General features: G+C 72.2%; 13 protein-coding genes and 2 pseudogenes. 5 read left to right on the top strand and 10 right to left on the bottom strand.

Translation table 11 applies throughout. The features are described from left to right. Positions 1–45 precede the first annotated feature (45 nt). From AC5WRT_RS26205 to AC5WRT_RS26195, 3 genes and pseudogenes are all read right to left on the bottom strand, one after another. Positions 46–246, bottom strand: coding sequence for a hypothetical protein (locus tag AC5WRT_RS26205; RefSeq protein ID WP_496096374.1), 201 nt, complete (start codon positions 244–246; stop codon positions 46–48). Between the two features lie 62 nt (positions 247–308). Continuing rightward, positions 309–761, bottom strand: a pseudogene (locus AC5WRT_RS26200) (substrate-binding domain-containing protein); the annotation flags it as partial. 21 nt (positions 762–782) lie between these two features. Then, positions 783–1,799 carry a hydroxyacid dehydrogenase gene (locus AC5WRT_RS26195; protein WP_496096373.1) on the bottom strand — a complete coding sequence of 339 codons (1,017 nt, stop codon included), beginning with the start codon at positions 1,797–1,799 and terminating at the stop codon, positions 783–785. 478 nt (positions 1,800–2,277) lie between these two features. On the opposite strand from AC5WRT_RS26195, the gene AC5WRT_RS26190 reads away from it, so the two are divergent. Beyond that, positions 2,278–3,846 carry a carboxylesterase/lipase family protein gene (locus AC5WRT_RS26190; RefSeq protein ID WP_496096372.1) on the top strand — a complete coding sequence of 523 codons (1,569 nt, stop codon included), beginning with the start codon at positions 2,278–2,280 and terminating at the stop codon, positions 3,844–3,846. 496 nt (positions 3,847–4,342) lie between these two features. Here the strand turns inward: AC5WRT_RS26190 and mmuM are convergent, their stop codons facing one another. Beyond that, positions 4,343–5,269 (bottom strand): homocysteine S-methyltransferase, encoded by a 927-nt coding sequence (mmuM, locus tag AC5WRT_RS26185; RefSeq protein ID WP_496096371.1) that lies wholly within the window; start codon positions 5,267–5,269, stop codon positions 4,343–4,345. A 3-nt stretch (positions 5,270–5,272) separates the two neighbouring features. Here mmuM and AC5WRT_RS26180 point away from each other — a divergent pair, with 3 nt between their 5' ends. The 4 genes and pseudogenes from AC5WRT_RS26180 to AC5WRT_RS26165 all read left to right on the top strand — a co-directional run bounded on the left by AC5WRT_RS26180 (position 5,273) and on the right by AC5WRT_RS26165 (position 9,433). Next, positions 5,273–5,398 carry a hypothetical protein gene (locus AC5WRT_RS26180; protein ID WP_496096370.1) on the top strand — a complete coding sequence of 42 codons (126 nt, stop codon included), beginning with the start codon at positions 5,273–5,275 and terminating at the stop codon, positions 5,396–5,398. A 67-nt stretch (positions 5,399–5,465) separates the two neighbouring features. Continuing rightward, positions 5,466–7,187 carry a DUF2264 domain-containing protein gene (locus AC5WRT_RS26175; RefSeq protein WP_496100661.1) on the top strand — a complete coding sequence of 574 codons (1,722 nt, stop codon included), beginning with the start codon at positions 5,466–5,468 and terminating at the stop codon, positions 7,185–7,187. 110 nt (positions 7,188–7,297) lie between these two features. Beyond that, positions 7,298–8,084 (top strand): annotated as a pseudogene (locus AC5WRT_RS26170) (isocitrate lyase/phosphoenolpyruvate mutase family protein). A 260-nt stretch (positions 8,085–8,344) separates the two neighbouring features. Beyond that, complete coding sequence (locus AC5WRT_RS26165; RefSeq protein ID WP_496096369.1) at positions 8,345–9,433, top strand: cellulase family glycosylhydrolase; 1,089 nt, start codon at positions 8,345–8,347, stop codon at positions 9,431–9,433. 2 nt (positions 9,434–9,435) lie between these two features. Here the strand turns inward: AC5WRT_RS26165 and AC5WRT_RS26160 are convergent, their stop codons facing one another. The 6 genes from AC5WRT_RS26160 to AC5WRT_RS26135 all read right to left on the bottom strand — a co-directional run bounded on the left by AC5WRT_RS26160 (position 9,436) and on the right by AC5WRT_RS26135 (position 16,628). After that, positions 9,436–10,032, bottom strand: coding sequence for a TetR/AcrR family transcriptional regulator (locus AC5WRT_RS26160; protein WP_496096368.1), 597 nt, complete (start codon positions 10,030–10,032; stop codon positions 9,436–9,438). After that, a complete protein-coding gene (locus tag AC5WRT_RS26155) occupies positions 10,032–10,223 on the bottom strand; it encodes a DUF397 domain-containing protein (RefSeq protein ID WP_496100648.1) in 192 nt (63 codons plus the stop codon). Before AC5WRT_RS26155 ends, AC5WRT_RS26160 begins: the two co-directional genes overlap by 1 nt. Positions 10,224–10,627: 404 nt before the next feature. Continuing rightward, entirely contained in the window at positions 10,628–13,528 is a 2,901-nt protein-coding gene (locus AC5WRT_RS26150) for a glycoside hydrolase family 2 TIM barrel-domain containing protein (RefSeq protein WP_496096366.1), read from the bottom strand. Between the two features lie 12 nt (positions 13,529–13,540). Next, positions 13,541–14,356, bottom strand: a complete 816-nt coding sequence (locus AC5WRT_RS26145; protein ID WP_496100660.1) for a carbohydrate ABC transporter permease — start codon at positions 14,354–14,356, stop codon at positions 13,541–13,543. A 23-nt stretch (positions 14,357–14,379) separates the two neighbouring features. Continuing rightward, positions 14,380–15,345, bottom strand: a complete 966-nt coding sequence (locus AC5WRT_RS26140) for a carbohydrate ABC transporter permease (RefSeq protein ID WP_496096365.1) — start codon at positions 15,343–15,345, stop codon at positions 14,380–14,382. A gap of 20 nt (positions 15,346–15,365) precedes the next feature. Next, positions 15,366–16,628, bottom strand: coding sequence for an ABC transporter substrate-binding protein (locus tag AC5WRT_RS26135; protein WP_496096364.1), 1,263 nt, complete (start codon positions 16,626–16,628; stop codon positions 15,366–15,368). Between the last annotated feature and the right edge of the window lie 171 nt (positions 16,629–16,799).

Genomic DNA, 16,799 nt, shown 5'->3' with positions numbered 1-16,799 from the left:
GGCACCCCGTGCGGGAGGCGCCCGTCCGTCACCGCGTCGCGCGCGTCAGTCCTCGGCGAGGCCGGGACCGCTCCCGCCGAACTCCACGTCCTCCTCCGTGCCGTGCCCGTCGCCGGGCGCGGCCACCGTGGCGCGGTGCCGGCCGGGAGCCAGGGTGTGGCAGGAGGCGTGGGCCGTGCCGTAGACGGCGATCAGAGCGACCGCGGCCACGGCGAGGGCCGCTGTGGTGCGCGAGGTGAGGTTCATGACCGGAAAACGCGCCGGTGCGGGGCGCGGTCACCGCCGTGGCTCCGAACGGGCGCCGTACGTCACGCCGTTGGCCGCCCGTCGGGTGGCGCGGCCGTGCTCGCGCGCGTCACCAGCCGGGTCGACAGCTCGATACGGGTGCCCTCCGGTGCTCCGGTGCCCTCCGGGCGTTCGCCGTGCATCATCCGCACCGGCAGCCGGAGCGCGGTCGTCGCCGTCTCGCCGAGCGGCCGACGGACCGTGGGCGGCGCCGGCGCCGCCCAGCGGGCCTCGGGCAGGGCGTCGAAGCCCACGACGCTCACGTCGCCCGGCACCCTCACATCCCGTCCGGCAAGAGTCTCGTACACGCCGAGGGCCATCCGGGAGGACCACACGAACACCGCGGTCGGCGGCTCGGACAGGTCCAGCAACCCGTGCGTGCACCGCCGGACGGCGGTCGCGTCGAAGCCGGCGTGCCGCACGTACTCGGCGCGGTGCCGCGGCCCGGCCGAGGCGAGCGCACATCTGCGGGCGGCTCGACCGAACGGGGCCCGGATTCAGGCGACTCGGGACAGATCCGCGTGCCGCACCTCGTGCAGCGGCGGCAGGCCCGCGGCCAGCCGCTCCAGCTCCTCCACGACGATCGTGCCCAGCCGCTCCAGCTCGTTGCCGAGCGAGCCCGCGATGTGCGGGGTGAGGAAGACGTTGGGCAACTCGTACAGCGGCGAGTCGGCGGGCAGCGGCTCGGGCTCGGTGACGTCCAGGACGGCACGCAGCCGGCCGGAGACCAGCTCCCGGGTCAGCGCCTCGTGGTCGACCAGCGCACCGCGCGCGGTGTTGAGCAGCACGCCGCCGTCCCGGACGAGGGCGAGCCGGGCGCCGTCCAGCATGTGACGGGTCTCGGGGATGTCGGGGGCGTGCAAACTGACGATGTCGCTGCGGCGCAGCAGGTCCTCCAGCGGCAGCAGCTCCGCACCCAGGGCCGCTGCCTCGGCGGGGCCCACACAGGGGTCGTACAGCAGGACCGTGAAGTCGAAGGGCCGCAGCAGCTCCATGAGCCGGCGGCCCACCCGGGAGGCGCCGACGATCCCGACGCGGCGGCGCAGGTTGCCGGTGGCCGCGGTCTCGGCGGGAGCCGGCGGAGTGTGCGTGCGGCGGTAGCGCTCCCGATGGTCGAAGGCGTCCTTGCCGACGAGCAGAACCATCGCGAGCGTGTACTCCGCCACCGGCACGGCGTTGCCGAACGCCGCGCTGGACACGGTGACGCCGTGTTTCCACAGCGCCTCACCGACCAGGGAGCGGACCGAGCCCGCGGCGTGCAGGACGGCACGCAGCTTCGGGGCGGCCGCGAGGACACCGGCGTCCAGGCGCGGGCATCCCCAGCCGGTGATCAGTACCTCGACCGGGGCCAGCGCGTCGGTCACCGCCGGATCGGCGAAGTCCCGTACGACCAGCGCCGTGTCGACGTCGGCCGTGCGCCGCAGCCGGGTCATGAGCGGCGCCGGGAACAGCAGCGGAAGGTGGACGGGATCCATCGCGAACACGATCCGCGGCGGCTGGGCGCTGGGCGACATGGCTCTCCTGACGATCCGGAAGCAGAAACGCTTTCAGAAAGCGCCTTCTACGGTAGGCGTGCCGGGAAGAGGCGGTCAATCGGCGGACGCGGCGGCTCGGTCGCGACGAGACACGGCAGGGCCTGCCCGATCCCGAACGGGGACACCGCCCGGTTCGCGTACGGCGACCACCGCCTCACGCGGCCACCGACGACCGCCGCCACAAGGGCCCGCACCCCGCGCAGCGGCCGAATCGCGCCCGGCAGACGCAGGCGCAGACGGCGATCGGCATCGGAACGCACGGACAGGCACGGCCGGTGCACGCGACACTGCGAGCGGCCCGGCGTCGGCGCCCTCCTGCGGGCAATGGGATCTCCTGGTCACTCACCGTACCGGACATCGCCCGAACGGCCCTTCCGCACGCCCGTGCGCCGGAATACCCGGCACTCCTGTGGTGCTCTGATGATGCACGGGGCACGCGGCGAAAGGCTGGTGGGCGATGACGGCAGACCAGGCGAATCCCGTGGTCAGAACGCCGTACGGAGCGGTTCGCGGCCGGTACGAGCAGGGCGTCGCGGTCTTCCGGGGCATCCCGTACGCCGCCCCGCCCTTCGGTCCCCGCCGGTTCCGCCCGCCCGAACCGCCCGAGCCCTGGGACGGGGCGCGCGACGCCGCCGGCTTCGGGCCCACCGCACCCAAACCGCCGTACTCCGAGGCATTCGCCCAGTACCTGTCCGACCCCGTGATCCCCGGCGACGGCTGCCTCAACCTCAACGTCTGGACCCCCGATCCGGATCCCGGTGCCCGCCTCCCCGTCCTCGTCTGGCTCCATGGCGGCGCCCTGACCAGAGGATCCTCGGCCGTACCTGTCTACAACGGCGCCACCTTCGCCCGGGACGGCGTCGTCTGCGTCTCGGTCAACTACCGCCTCGGCATCGAGGGCTACGGGCTCTTCCCCGACGCCCCGCCCAACCCCGGCCTGCGCGACCAGCTCGCCGCCCTGCGCTGGGTGCACGACGCGATCGGTGCCTTCGGCGGCGACCCGGCCCGGGTCACGCTGTGCGGGCAGTCGGCCGGCGCCATCAGCGCCGGCGCCCTGCTCGCCGCGCCCGCGGGCCGGGGCCTGATCCGCCGCGCGGTCCTCCAGAGCGGACCGCCCGAGTCGTCCGAACGGGACAAGGTACGGCGGATGGTGCGCCGCATGGCCGCCCGGCTGAGGATTCCCGCGACCGCCGAGGCCTTCGCGGCTGTCGACCGTGACCTGCTGCTGCGCACCCAGGCCGAGGTCGGCCGACTCAGCAGCCCGGTGCTGGGCGGACCCGCGTTCGGCATCGTCGTGGACGGCGACCTCGTACCGCGCGACCCGCTGGAGGCCCTGATCGACGGGGCCGCCCGGGACGTCGGCCTGCTCATGGGCTGGACCCGCGAGGAGTACCGCCTCTGGCTCGTGCCCGGCGGGCTGCTGGAGCGCGTCGACCGGCTCGGCCCCGTCGCCCTCGCCGGAGCCATGGCCCGCTGCCGCACCGGCCACGAGGTGCCCCGCGGGTACCGCGCCCTGAACCCCGACGCGGGCGCCGCCGAGATCGTCGGTCAGATGGTCACCGACCACCTGCTGCGGATCCCGCTGCACCGCCTCGCCGACGCCCGCGCCGGCAGCTCCTACCTCTACGAGTTCGCCTGGCCCTCGCGTCTGCCCGGCCTGGGCGCCTGTCACGCCCTGGAGCTGGGGTTCGTCTTCGACTCCGGGGACATTCCCGAGTCGAAGAGACTGGCCGGTGAGGGTGCCCCGCACGAGCTGGCCGAGACGATGCACGCGGCCTGGGTGCGGTTCGCGGCCACCGGGAATCCCGGCTGGCAGGCCTGGGACGCGTCCCACCCGGTGCGGATCTTCGGCGATGGTGAACCACGTACCGCATACGGCCCCCGGGATGCGGAAATCGCCCTCTGGTCGCTCGCCCGCACTGTCCCGGAACCGGCTCCTGCATCCGAAGTCCGGGCCCCCGGCGCCGAGTTGGCGGCGGCGGTGCGACGCCTGCGACGCTCGGTGGGGCCGGCCCCACGCCGCTGACGGGTCACGGTCGCCGGTCCATCGTTACTGGTCGCGGGTTCTACGGTCGCCTGTCGCCCGTCGGCGGCCACCCGTTGTCTGTCGCCTGTCGCCTGTCGCCTGTCGCCTGTCGCCCGTCGCCCGTCGCCCGTCGCCCGTCGCCCGTTGTGTGTCGCCTGTCGCCCGTTGTGTGTCGCCTGTCGGCGGTCGCCCGTTGTCCGTCGGTCGTCGGGTGGCTGCCGGTCGCCCGTGGCCGTTGCCTGCCGCCCGTCGTCCCTCCAGGCGTTGTCGCCCTCCCCGGCCGTCCGCGATCCCCTGTGAGCGGTGAGAGCGGCGCACTACCGGCAGAAAGCGTTTTCTGTCCGACGGGTCGACGCCCCGAGGCGGCCCGTGCCGCACCACTGCGTGCCCCGGCGCCCGACCGCGTGCCCGGACAAGGGCGCGCGCACACCGGACGACTCAGGACGGCCGCGGCTGCGTGTGCTGCCGGTCCACGGGTGAGCCGCCGGGCGCGCCCTCAGGCCGCGTCCAGGGCCCGCCTGACCGACGCGATCGCCTCCGGCCCCACGCGGCAGCACCCCCCGACGAGCCGCGCGCCCGCCTCCCGCCAGGCCTTCACCCGCTCGGCGCCGAACCTCGTCCGTCCCGTCCAGGCACGCGCCCCGGCGTTCCAGGCCTCGCCGCTGTTGGGGTAGACGACGACCGGCTTGCCGGTGAGCCGTGCCGCGAGCTCCACGGCGGGCCGCACGTCCTCGGGCGCGCAGCAGTTCACGCCGACGGCGATCACCTCGTCCGCGTCGGCGGCCAGGGCGAACGCCTCCTCCAGCGGCTGCCCCGCCCGAGTGCGCCGACCGTCGACCGTGTACGAAAGCCACGCCGGGACCCCCAGCCCGCGCACCGCCCGCAGCAGCGCGGCGCCCTCGTCGGCGTCGGGCACCGTCTCCAGCGCGAGGACATCCGGCGCGGCGGCGGCCAGCACCTCGATGCGCGGCCGGTGAAAGCGCTCCAGCTCGGCCACGCTCAGCCCGTACCGGCCCCGGTACTCCGAGCCGTCCGCGAGCAGGGCGCCGTACGGTCCGACCGACGCGGCCACCCACAGCGGCCGGTCGACGCCCGCGTCCTTGGCCTGTCGGGCGGCGTCCCGGGCCAGTTCCACGCTCAGCGCCAGCAGTCGCGCGGCCTCCTGCCGGCCGATGCCGTGCTTCGCGAAGCCCTCGAAGGTGGCCTGGTAGCTGGCGGTGATCGCCACGTCCGCGCCCGCCAGGTAGTAGGCCAGGTGCGCCTCGGCCACCGCTTCCGGACGCTCGGCGAGCAGCCGCGCCGACCACAGCGCGTCGCTGAGGTCGTGCCCGGCCGACTCCAGCTGGTTGGACATGCCACCGTCGAGCACGAGCGTCCCGGCGGCGAGGGCGTCGGGGAGGCTGGAGGAGGTGTCGCTGGTCATGCCTTGACGCTAGTCGAAGCCGAACTCCGGCGGACCTCCGTGCACGGCGCCACGGTCTACGCCGGCCCGGCGCGCGACGGACTCCTCGCCCTGCGCCTGGTGCCCGAGGGCGCCGTACGGGTGGGATGAGCCCCGAGGCGCCCCGACCGGAACCGGGGCGTGCCGGGCCGCGCCAGGAAGGAAGACCGCAGCCGTGATCGAACTGCCCGCCGAGGACCGTGGGACGAGTCCCGTAACCGGTTACACCCGAGCCCACTGGGAGGCCGCCGCCGACGGCCTGCTGGCCGCCGTCGAGCCCTACGCCACCTCCGACCGTGCCCTCTACCACCTCCCCGGCGACCACGTAAGCCACTCCGGGCACCTCTCCGACGGCCTGGAGGGATACGCCCGTACGCTGCTGCTGGCCGCCTTCCGCCGCGACGAGAACGCGCTCGGCCGCTACGCCGACGGCCTCGCCACCGGCCCCCGCGGCGTCTGGCCGACCATCGAGGAGCGCAGTCAGCCGCTCGTCGAGGCCGCCTCCGTCGCACTCGCCCTGCGGCTGACCCGGCCGCTGCTGTGGGACCGGCTTGAGGACCCCGTGCGGCAGCGCACCGCCGACTGGCTGGCCGACGCCCTCAGCGCCGAACCCTGGCCGTGCAACTGGGAGTTGTTCCCCGTCACCGTCGGCGGCTTCCTGCAGGAGATCGGCCACCGGCCGGAGGCGGCACGCAGGGCGATCGACCGGGGCCTGGAGCGGATCGAGGACTGGTACCTCGGGGACGGCTGGTACACCGACGGAGACGGCCGGAAGTTCGACTACTACAACGGCTGGGCGATGCACCTGTACACCGTCCTCCACGCACGGCTGGCGGACGACGATGAACTGCTGTCCGTATACGGTCGACGGTTGTCACGCCACCTCGCCGACTACGCCCGCCTGTTCGGCGGTGACGGCGCTCCCCTCCACCAGGGCCGCTCCCTCACCTACCGCTTCGCGACGGCCGCCCCGCTCTGGCTCGGCGCCCTGACCGGACACACCCCCCTCACCCCCGGCGAGACCCGGCGCCTGGCGTCCGGCGCGCTGCGGTACTTCCTCGACGGCGGCGCCGTCGACGGGCGCGGACTGCTCCCGCTGGGCTGGCTCGGCCCCGACGCGTCGCTCGTGCAGAGCTACTCCGGCCCGGCCTCCCCGTACTGGGCCGGCAAAGGGTTCCTCGGCCTGCTGCTGCCGCCGCAGCACGAGGTGTGGACCGCCACCGAGGAACCGGGCCCGGCCGACCGCGCCGACGACGTGCGGCCCGTACCCGTCCCCAACTGGCTGCTCCAGTCGACCCGTTCGGACGGTGTGGTCCGACTGCACAACCACGGCAGCGAGGACGTCCGCTACGACCCCTACTACACCCGGCTCGCCTACTCGACCGCGACCGTGCCCTCCGCGTCGTACGACAACAGCGTGATCGTCCACGGCGACCCCAGCCGCACCCGCATCGAGCCGCTCGGCACCGGCGAGGGCTGGATCGCATCCCGGCACACCGTGCGCGACGGGATCACCGTCACCAGCCTCGTGCTCGCCGAGGGCGCGGCGGAGGTGCGCGCCCATCTCGTGGCCGGGGCCGCGCCCGGGACCCCGGTGCGGATCACGGGGTGGCAGACCCGTGACGGACTGCGCGCCGAACTGCTGCCGGTGTCGGGCCTGTCGGAGGATACGCAGGGGCTGACCGGGGAGACGGAGGCGGGCGGGGCCACGCTGTTCGTGGCGCTCGCCCGGCTCACCGGCGAGCCGGATCCCCGGCCGCTGACGGAGCTGGTGTCCGTGACGGCGGGGGAGGACCATCGGGTGAGCGTCCGCTGGGCGTCCGGCGCGGAAGGCGTCTTCGTCTTCACGGTCGCGGAGGCGGGATGCGCGGGCCCGGTGTGGTCAGTGGTGCCCCGGTGAGGGGGCGCGGGACGGGGGAGGACGCTGTCCCGAGGGCCGCGCCGGCACTGACCGGAGGCGGAGGGCACGGTTCGGCAGGCGCCGAAGCGTCCGGTGTCCAGCGTGGTCGTATGACCCCGGCACCCGCCCCGATCCCCTTCGCGGCACTCCACCAGCGGCCCGGCGAGCCGTTGCTGCTGCCCAACGCCTGGGACCACGCCTCGGCGGCGGCGCTCGCCGCCCGGGGCTTCCCGGCGATCGGCACGAGCAGCCTGGCCACGGCGGCGGCCGCCGGACTGTCCGACGGCGAGGGCGCGAACCGGGAACAGACCCTGGCACTCGCCCTGACCCTCGGCTCGGGGCCCTGGCTCCTCTCGGTCGACGCAGAGGACGCGTTCAGCCCCGATCCCGACGAAGCAGCAGCGCCAGCGAGGCAGTTGTGGGCTCTGGGGGCTGGAGGACGGGCTCGGACCGAGCGACCGGCACGCGGCGAAGACCGCCGCCGTGAAGAAGGCCGCACCCGGCCTGTTCGTCAACGCCCGTACCGACACGTACTGGTTGGGTGACGGCGACGAGCGGGAGACGCTGCGGCGCCTGGAGGCCTGTCAGCAGGCAGGTGCCGACGGGGTTTTCGTGCCGGGCCTGACGGACCCCCGACGGATCGCGGCCCTCGTGCGGCACCTGGAGCTCCCCCTCAACATCCTCTACTCGTCCACCGGACCCGACGTCGCCCGGCTCGCCGACCTCGGCGTCCGCCGCGTCAGCCTCGGCTCGCTGCTCTACCGGCGGGCGCTGGGCGCGGCCGTGGAGGCGATGGCCGCCGTGGCGGCCGGCCGCGCGCCGCAGGGTGCCACCCCGTCGCACGGGGAGGTACAGGCGCTCAGCCGCGCTCGCTTCGAGGACGCCGACTTTCAGTAATGGTTTGACGAAGCACTGTCCAATGTATTGACAGTGCCGGGCGGCTACGGCGAGGCTCTCGCCCGAAAGGTGTTCCCCCCCGGCGTGACAGCACGTCAGATGTGCAGGGAGCGCCCTGCCCGGGCACGACTGCCCTGAGCCGCCCACGCCCTCGGCCCGGCAGGAGAACCGGCCCCCACGGCGCCCGCGGAAACCCCGCCGGACGCCCGTTTCCGTACGCCGCTCCCGCCCCCAGACCCGCGACAGGAAGGTCCCCGCACATGTTCCGCTCCGCACGCACGGCCGCACGGCGCGCCACCGGACTCGCCCGCACCGTACTGGCCGCGGCCGTCGCTCTGAGCAGCAGCGCCCTCATCGGGCTGGCCTCCGTCCCCGCGTCGGGTGCGGACACGGCGGCCGCCTCCCTCGTGCCCGGGCGGTTCCACGGCGTGAACTGGGCCGATCCACGCGACAACTACGCCGACGACCCGGTGGTGCTGTCCGGTCTGAGCCTCTCCGACGACTACGCCACCACCTACGCCAAGGCCGACGGCGTCATCGCGGGATTCCGCAAGAACCTCCAGGCGAACACGGTGCGGCTGCCGGTCAACCCGTACACCGTCGACGGCCCCTACTGGCACTCCTACCGCGCCGTCATCGACGCCGCCACCGCGCACGGCTTCAAGGTCGTCCTCAGCTACTGGGAGGGCACCGGCGCCCGGAAGGACGGCATCGTCGACAACCTGCCCGACTTCTGGCGCATGTGGCGCACCGTCACCGACTCCTACCGGCGCAACCCGTTGGTCTACTTCGAGCCGATGAACGAGCCGCACGGCTACACCGCCCAGGCCTGGGCCGATCTGGCGGCACAGTGGATCGGCAGCTACCCCTCCGTGCCCCGGAACCGGATCTTCGTCAGCGGCTCCGGCTACAACGACAGCGTCGTCAGCGTCTGCGCGGACCACCGCCTCGACGGCACCTACCTCTCCCTGCACCACTACGGCTTCTGGAAGCAGAACGCCACCTACGACCAGTGGGTCACCGACCTCAAGGCACGTATCGGCGACTGCGCCTCCCGCACCGTCGCGGACGAGTTCGGCGCGCCCATGACGACGGGGCTGAACTACGACCAGCCCGCCTCGGCCGCCGCCGATCCCAACTCGGTCGCCTTCGTCCAGGCCGACACCGACACGTTCCGGGCCCTGGACATGGGTGCGGTCTACTGGCCGGGCCTGCGCACCGGCGACACCTACAGCATGCAGACCCTCACCGGCAGCGGCACCCGCCTGGGACTGGCCACCACCAACTCCTCCGGCGCGGACCGCCTCGCCTGGGCCTGGGGCAAGGGACGTCCCGCGACCGAAGGGTGACGTCAGCCGGTTCCGGTGTCCTCCCGCGGCGTCTGGCGCGGCCAGTGGGTGAGAGCCAGGTGCAGGGCCTCCACCGCCTTGTCCCAGGAGGCCTGGACGTCCCGGTCGGCGCCGAACCCGCCGCAGGACTCGAGCGCGCAGTAGCCGTGGAAGGTGCTGCGCAGCAGGCGTACGGCGTCGGTCAGGTCGGGTTCGTCCAGGCCGTAGGCGCGCAGCATGCCGTAGGTGATCACGGCCGTGCGGCGCATCGCGGGGGAGTCGGCGGTCAGCGACTGGTCGATGCGGATCTGGGTGGCCGCGTACCGGCCGGGGTGCTCCAGAGCGTAGGACCGGTAGGCGCCGGCGAAGGCGGCCAGCGCGTCCTTGCCCGCGCGGCCGGCCACGGCCGGGGCGATCCGGTCGATCAGCTCGCCGCCGGCGTACAACGCGAGCCGGGTACGCAGGTCTTCCAGCCCTCTGACATGCGAGTACAGGCTCGCGTCCTTCACGCCGAAGCGGCGGGCCAGCGCGGACAGGGTGACGTTCGCGAAGCCCGCCTCGTCGGCCATCTCGGCCGCCGCCGCGATCAGCCGCTCGACGGTGAGTCCGGCACGGGCCATCAGCGTGCGTCGTCGGCGGCGAACGCCACGAACTCCGTCCAGGAGGCCGGGGAAAGGGCGAGCCGCGGGCCGACGGTGTTCTCGCAGGCGCGGACGTGGAGGGCGGTGGGGCGCGCGGCGACTTCGATGCCCCGACCGGAGGTGTCGCCGCTGCAGCTGCTCCTGAACCGGGCCGGTCCGGTGGTGCTCATGACGCTCCTCGTATCCGCTCCAGCAGGCTCGGGGTGTCGTCCGGGGCCGGAGCCTGTGAGCGAAGTTTCGCACACCGCACGGGGAGTGCGCTGATCGTGTTCGGCGTCACGCCCCTGATGCACCGGGGAACTGGGCGCATCGGGGAAACCGGGGCGGTGCACGGTGGTGTGGCAGGTACGGGCCGGCGCGCGCCTCGATGCCGCTCACGTCGGTCGCCGGTTGAAGTGCGGGCTCGGGCCGAGGCCCCCGGCGGCCCCGACGGCCGGTCTCGGCGCGCAGGCCCGGGACCGCCGGGCCGCACGGCGTCCGGAGCATGCGGGTGAGGACGAAACCCACACGGGAGCGGCCGCGGCCGGCCGGGAGAAGAGCCGGCCGGCCGTGGTGGATCCCAGTGCCGTGTCGGTCAACGGGACCCGGCTGCGGGGGCGGTGGAGAACACGAAGGAGAACTCGGCCGGTTCGGCTCGCAGGTGGTACCGGGGCAGCGGGCCGGGGCCGCAGGACTGGGAGCCGATGCCGTGCTGGCCGTGGTCCAGGTTGACCCAGGTCGCCGTGGCGGAGCCGCTGTCGGTCGCGGCCCCGGCAGTGAGGTCGGTGCGGTGCGCGGCGGCGTCCAGGTGCTCGGTGGTCCAGCGGCGGACGGTGAGGAAGAAGACCGGGTCGCCCTCGATGCGCAGACCGCCGAGTTCCGCCCAGCGGACGTCGATGCGGGCACCGTTCTCCTGGGGACGGACGTACGGCGTCTGCATACCGTCCACCGTCGACTGCCAGCGGCCGACCATCGCCGCCGTCCTGGTGTCCGGGTACGCTTCGCCGGGGCCGCCGCCGTACCACCGCACACCGTCGACCGCGGACAATGCGAAGCGGATGCCGAGCCGGGGAAGAGGGAGGGTCCAGTCGCCCTCGGGGATGGTGCCCACAGTCAACCGCAGACGGTCTCCGTCCGACGTCCAGCGGTATACGGTCGACAGCCCCAGCTCCCGTGCCGCCGGCGCGACCCGGGTGCGGACCGTCAGTGTGTGCTCGCCCGTCTCCACCACCTCCAGCCGGTGCCTCATCCGGTGCAGGCCGAGCCGCCGCCACTGCGGCCCGTACCGCAGGTCGGACTGCCAGGCCGCGCCGTCGTCGTTGTCGGTGGTGGCCCGCCACACGTCCAGCCGCAGCCCGGACACGGGCACCCCGCCGACGGCGGTGAGCCGGCCGGTGCAGGCGTCGAAGGTGCCGGGGCCGAGGGTGATCACCCCGGTGCCGGTCACCGGCCGGGCGGTCGCCGCGACCGACGGTGCCCGGCGCTCCGACGCCGGGACCTGGCTCCAGGCCACGACATGGCCCTCAGGCGCCCATCGGGTGTCCTCCGCGAGCGCCGCGCGGACCGTCCAGTGGGCCTCGCCGGCCGGGGCACCGGCCGGCGGCGCGGGCAGCTTGACGTCGGCGCACGCTCCGGGCGCCAGCGCCGGCACCGCCAGGGCGCCCGATTCCACGGGCTCCCCGTCGACCTCGTACGACCAGGAGAACGCCAGCGCCGACAGATCGGCGACGTCCTGTTTGTTGACGATCCGGACCGTGCCGTCGTCCACGTTCCCGGCGATGCCGACCGGTTCGATCACCTTCTTGAACTCGACGAGTCCGGGGGAGGGCGCCCGGTCCGGGAAGAGCAGGCCGTCGCAGACGAAGTTGCCGTCGTGCAGTTCCTCGCCGAAGTCGCCGCCGTACGCGAAGCCCAGCCGGGGATGCGCGATCCCGTGGTCGATCCACTCCCACACGAAGCCGCCCTGCAGCCGGTCGTACGACTCGAACAGCCGCTGGTAGTCGGCGAGTCCGCCGGGCCCGTTGCCCATGGCGTGCGCGTACTCGCACAGGACGAAGGGCAGGTCCCGGCGCTTGCGGGTGCCGCCGTCCAGGCGCCGGCCGATCCGCTCGACCTCGGCGTGGCCGGCGTACATCCGGGAGTACACGTCGGTGTCACGGCAGGTGGGGTCGCCCTCGTAGTGCAGGAGCCGGGAGGGGTCCCGGGCGCGGATCCACTCGGCCATCGCGGTCAGGCCCCGGCCGGTGCCGGCCTCGTTGCCGAGCGACCAGATCACGACAGACGGGTGGTTCTTGTCGCGTTCGACCATGCGGGAGGCCCGGTCCAGCAGGGCCGGGGTCCAGCGGTCGTCGTCGACGGGATTGTCCCGCCACCCCTGCTCGGTGAAGCCGTGGGTCTCCAGATCGCACTCGTCGATCACCCACAGGCCGTACTCGTCGCACAGGTCGAGGAAGGACGGATGCGGCGGGTAGTGGGAGGTGCGGACGGCGTTGATGTTGTGCCGTTTCATCAGCACCACGTCCTCGCGCAGGGTGGCGAGGTCCAGCGCGCGGCCCTTCTCCGGATGCCACTCGTGCCGGTTGACGCCCTTGAAGAGGACCGGCCTGCCGTTGACCTTGATCAGACCGTCCGCCAGTTCCACGGTACGGAAACCGATGCGCAGCGGCACCCGCTCGCCCTCGGTGGCCAGCACGCCGTCGTACAGTTGGGGCACCTCGGCCGACCAGGGCTCGACAGGCACGGTGACGCTGTCGCCGGTCGCGACGTCGATGCCGAGTCCGGGCACGGTCACCCGGCCGTCCACGTCGGAGTCGACGCGCAGGGTCCCGGTGCCTGCGCGGTGGTCGTAGGAGGCGTGCACGAAGAAGTCGAGGGCGGCGCCCGCGGGGCGGTGCAGGAGGGTGACGTCCCGGAAGATGCCCGGAAGCCACCACTGGTCCTGGTCCTCCAGATAGGAGCCGGCCGACCACTGGTGGACGCGGACCGACAGGACATTGCCCTCGGGCCTCAGCAGGTGGCCGACCGCGAACTCGTGCGGCAGCCGCGAGCCCTTGAACTCGCCGAGGTCCGTGCCGTTCAGCCACACCCGGGCACAGGACTCCACCCCGTCGAAGCGCAGCACCGCACCAGAGCCGGCCGGCCAGTCCTGCGGCAGGTCGAAGGCCCGCAGGTGGTCGCCGGTCGGGTTCTCCGTCGGCACCCGCGGCGGATCGACCGGGAACGGGTACAGGTGGTTGGTGTAGATCGGCGATCCGTGACCCTGGAGCACCCAGTGGCCGGGAACCGCGATCTGTGCCCAGTCACCGGCGTCGTACCCCTGCGCGGCGAAGGAGTCGTCCTCGGCGTCCGCGGTCGGTGACAGCCGGAACCGCCAACTGCCGTTGAGGGAAAGTGACGTGGCGTCCGAGTTCGCGTACCACGCACGGGGAGGGAGCGCCCCGGAGCCCGGTGAGACGTCCTCGACGTAGTCGGTGACGGTGCGGTGGGGGAAGTGCATCGGTCTCCTAGCTCAGCCCTTGATGCCGGTCTGTGCGATCCCCTGCACCAGCCAGCGCTGGAGGAAGAGGAACACGAACAGCAGCGGCAGGATGGAAACGGCGGCCGCCATGAAGATCTGGTGGAAGACGACGGTCTGGTTGGTGATGTACGACGAGAGCGCCACCTGGACGGTCCACGAGTTCGGGTCCTGACCGATGACCAGCGGCCACAGGAAGGCGTTCCAGCCGTTGATGAAGGTGATCGTGGCGATCGCCGCGAAGAAGTTCAGCGAGTTCGGCACGACGACCCGCCAGTACGCGCCCCAGTGGCCGAGCCCGTCCACGCGCGCCGCCTCCTCCAGCTCCTTTGGGAACCCGAGGAAGTACTGCCGGAACAGGAAACAGGTGAAACCACTGAACAGTCCCGGAATGATCAGCCCTCGGTAGCTGTCCACCCAGCCGAGCGACGACACCAGCACGAAGCTCGGTACGAAGGTCACCGAGGTCGGGACCATCAGGGTGCCCAGGACGACGTAGAAGATCTTGTTGGCGTGCCGGTACGGGATGCGGGCCAGGGCGTAGCCGGCGAGCGAGCACACCAGCAGGATGCCGGCGGTCATGGAGACGGCGACGATAGTGGAGTTCACCAGCGACCGGCCGAACGGTACCGACTGGTCGTCGAACAGCTCACCGACGTTGCCCCATTGCAGATGTGTGGGGAAGAACTCCCAGTGTTCGCCGGTGATCTGCGGGTCGGTGGACAGGGCGTTGCGCAGCAGCACGTAGAACGGGACGAGGAAGAGGAAGGCGGCGACACCTGTGGCGATCCACAGGCCGGTGCTGCCCATCACCCCGCCCCTGCGTGTGGCGGTCACGTGGAGTCGTCACCCCTTCCGAAGCCCATGATCCTGCCCTGGAAGAGGGTCACGACGACGATCAGTGCGGTCAGGATGACGGCGCCCGCGCTGCCGGCGCCGTAGTCCTGCTCGGTGCCCAGGGCGGTGTAGTACAGCTCGACCAGCGGGGGCCGGCCCCAGGTCGTCCTGTCGAGCAGGTTGAAGAACTCGTCGAAGGCCTGGTAGGCGGCGACGAGCAGCAGCAGGATCACCGCGGTCGACGTGGCGCGCAGCTGCGGCAGCGTGATGTGCCGGAACGTCTGCCAGCCCTGCCTGGCGCCGTCGATGGCGGCGGCCTCGTACAGCTCGGCCGGGATGTTCTGCAGCGCGGCCAGGAAGAGGATCATGTAGAAGCCGGACTGCAGCCACAGTCGTGCCGTGACGATCACCAGCCAGTACCAGGGTGGGCTGGGGCTCGCCAGCCAGGCGATGTCGTCGATTCCGAACCAGCCGAGGACCGTGTTCATCAGACCGAAGCGCACGCCGCTGAAGAGGGACATCTTCCAGATCAGCGACGCGGCCACATAACTGCACGCCGTCGGCAGGAAGAACACCGACCGGAAGAACGCCCGCATGAACCGGAGCCGGTTCACCAGCAGGGCGAGGCCCAGGGACACCGCCCAGGTGGTCGGCACGATGAAGGCGGCGAAGACGGTGAAGGTGCCGAGCGAGTGGACGAACTTGGGGTCCGTCAGCATGTACGTGTAGTTGTCGAAGCCGGTGAACTTCGACGGCGTGACCGTGAAACGGGCGTCGAAGAAGCTGAGGTAGACGCTCCAGCCGATCGGCACGTAGACGAAGACGATCAGCCCGGCGAGGAAGGGGCTGAGGAAGAGCCAGAAGTTGAAGGTGCGGCTGCCCCGCAGGCCCTGCCAGGTGGCGGCCGGGCGGGACGTGGCAGGGGCGGGGGCCGTCGGGCCGCGCTCGGTGGTCGTCGACATGTCGTGGTCCGTCCGCCGGCCTATCCGAACAGCTTCTTCAGCTCGCGCTCGACGGTCTTGTCGCACCGGTCGAGAGCCGCCTTCGGGTCGCCGCCCTTGCGGACGCAGTCGGCGATGACGTCCCAGCTCGCCTGGATCATGGCCTGGGTCCAGCCGATGTTGTCGAAGTGCCCGTAGTCGTTGAACAGCTTGACGCCCTGCGCGGGCAGACCGGACTTGAGCTTGGTGGCCGAGGCGGCGATCGAGGAGCGCGGCGGGATGTGGAAGCCGTAGGAGGTCGCGAAGTCCTCCTGGTACTGCTTCTGGTCGATCCACAGCCACTTCACGTACTCCTTGGCCGCGTCGACGTTGTCGCCCTTTGCGTTGACGAACATCGACCAGCCGCCGTTGTAGACGGAGGGCTTGCCGGAGTCGACGGTCTTCGGGAACGGGAAAATGCCGAGGTCGTCGCCGAGCGCCTTCTGGAACTGCGGCATCGCCCACATCCCGCAGAACTGGACGGCGCACAGGCCCTGGGTGAGCGAGGAGGGGTCCCAGAAGTCGGTCGGGGCGCCGAGGAGCAGATGGCCGCTGGTGAAGAGCGTCCGGAGCTTCTTCAGGCCGTCGACGACGGCGGGTGTGTGGTAGGCGATCTCGTTCTTGTCGTTCAGGGTGTCGGCGCCCGCGGACCAGATCAGCGGGTTGACGATCGCGTGCAGGTCGTTGCCGAGGTAGACGCCCTTCGTCTTTCCGGTGGTGAGCTTGGCGGCGGCCTCGATCAGCTCGTCGAGGGTCTCGGGGACCTTGACACCGGCCTTCTCGAAGAGGGAGGGCCGGTAGAAGAAGAACTGAGGGTCGTCGATCATGCGGACGCCGTAGATCTTGCCGTCGACCGTGTGCGAGGTGATGTCGGCCGCGTCGAAGTCGTTCTTGACCGGATCGACGAGGTCGCTGAGGTCCGCGACCTGGCCGCTCTTGACCAGCTGGATCTGCGGGTGGAACTCGAAGACGTCGGGCGCGTTCCTGGTGAGCAGCGTGGCGAACAGCTTGCTCTCGTAGTCGGCGCTGGTGATCCACTGCGTGGTCACGTTCGCCTTTTTGTACCCGGCCGCATACCGCTTGACCGCCTGCTCCACGCCCGGCTCGCCGTAGGCGTGGAACATCTGGGTGAGCTGCTTGCCCGAACCGGACCCGCCCCGGCCGTTGTTGCTGCCGCACGCGGCGAGCGGGGCGGCGACGGCCGCTCCGGCCGCGGCGCGGAGTATCGAACGGCGGTCCCAGGTGCTGTTGCTCTGTGCCGGCATGGTGGACGTCCTTGTCTGTCGGATGCGGCTGCCGCTGCTCAACGGCTCGGTGGCCTCGTGGCCCGGACGCGGGGTGCGGTGCCGGACGTTAACCTTCGGCTAATGCTTCGGCAAGGGGTTGGACGAAGTGGGTTCGAAGTGTTGTGGGCGGTTCGGCATGACGAACGGCGC

Source organism: Streptomyces sp. NTD91 (assembly GCF_059510455.1).
This window is presented reverse-complemented; position numbering and strand designations above follow the sequence as displayed.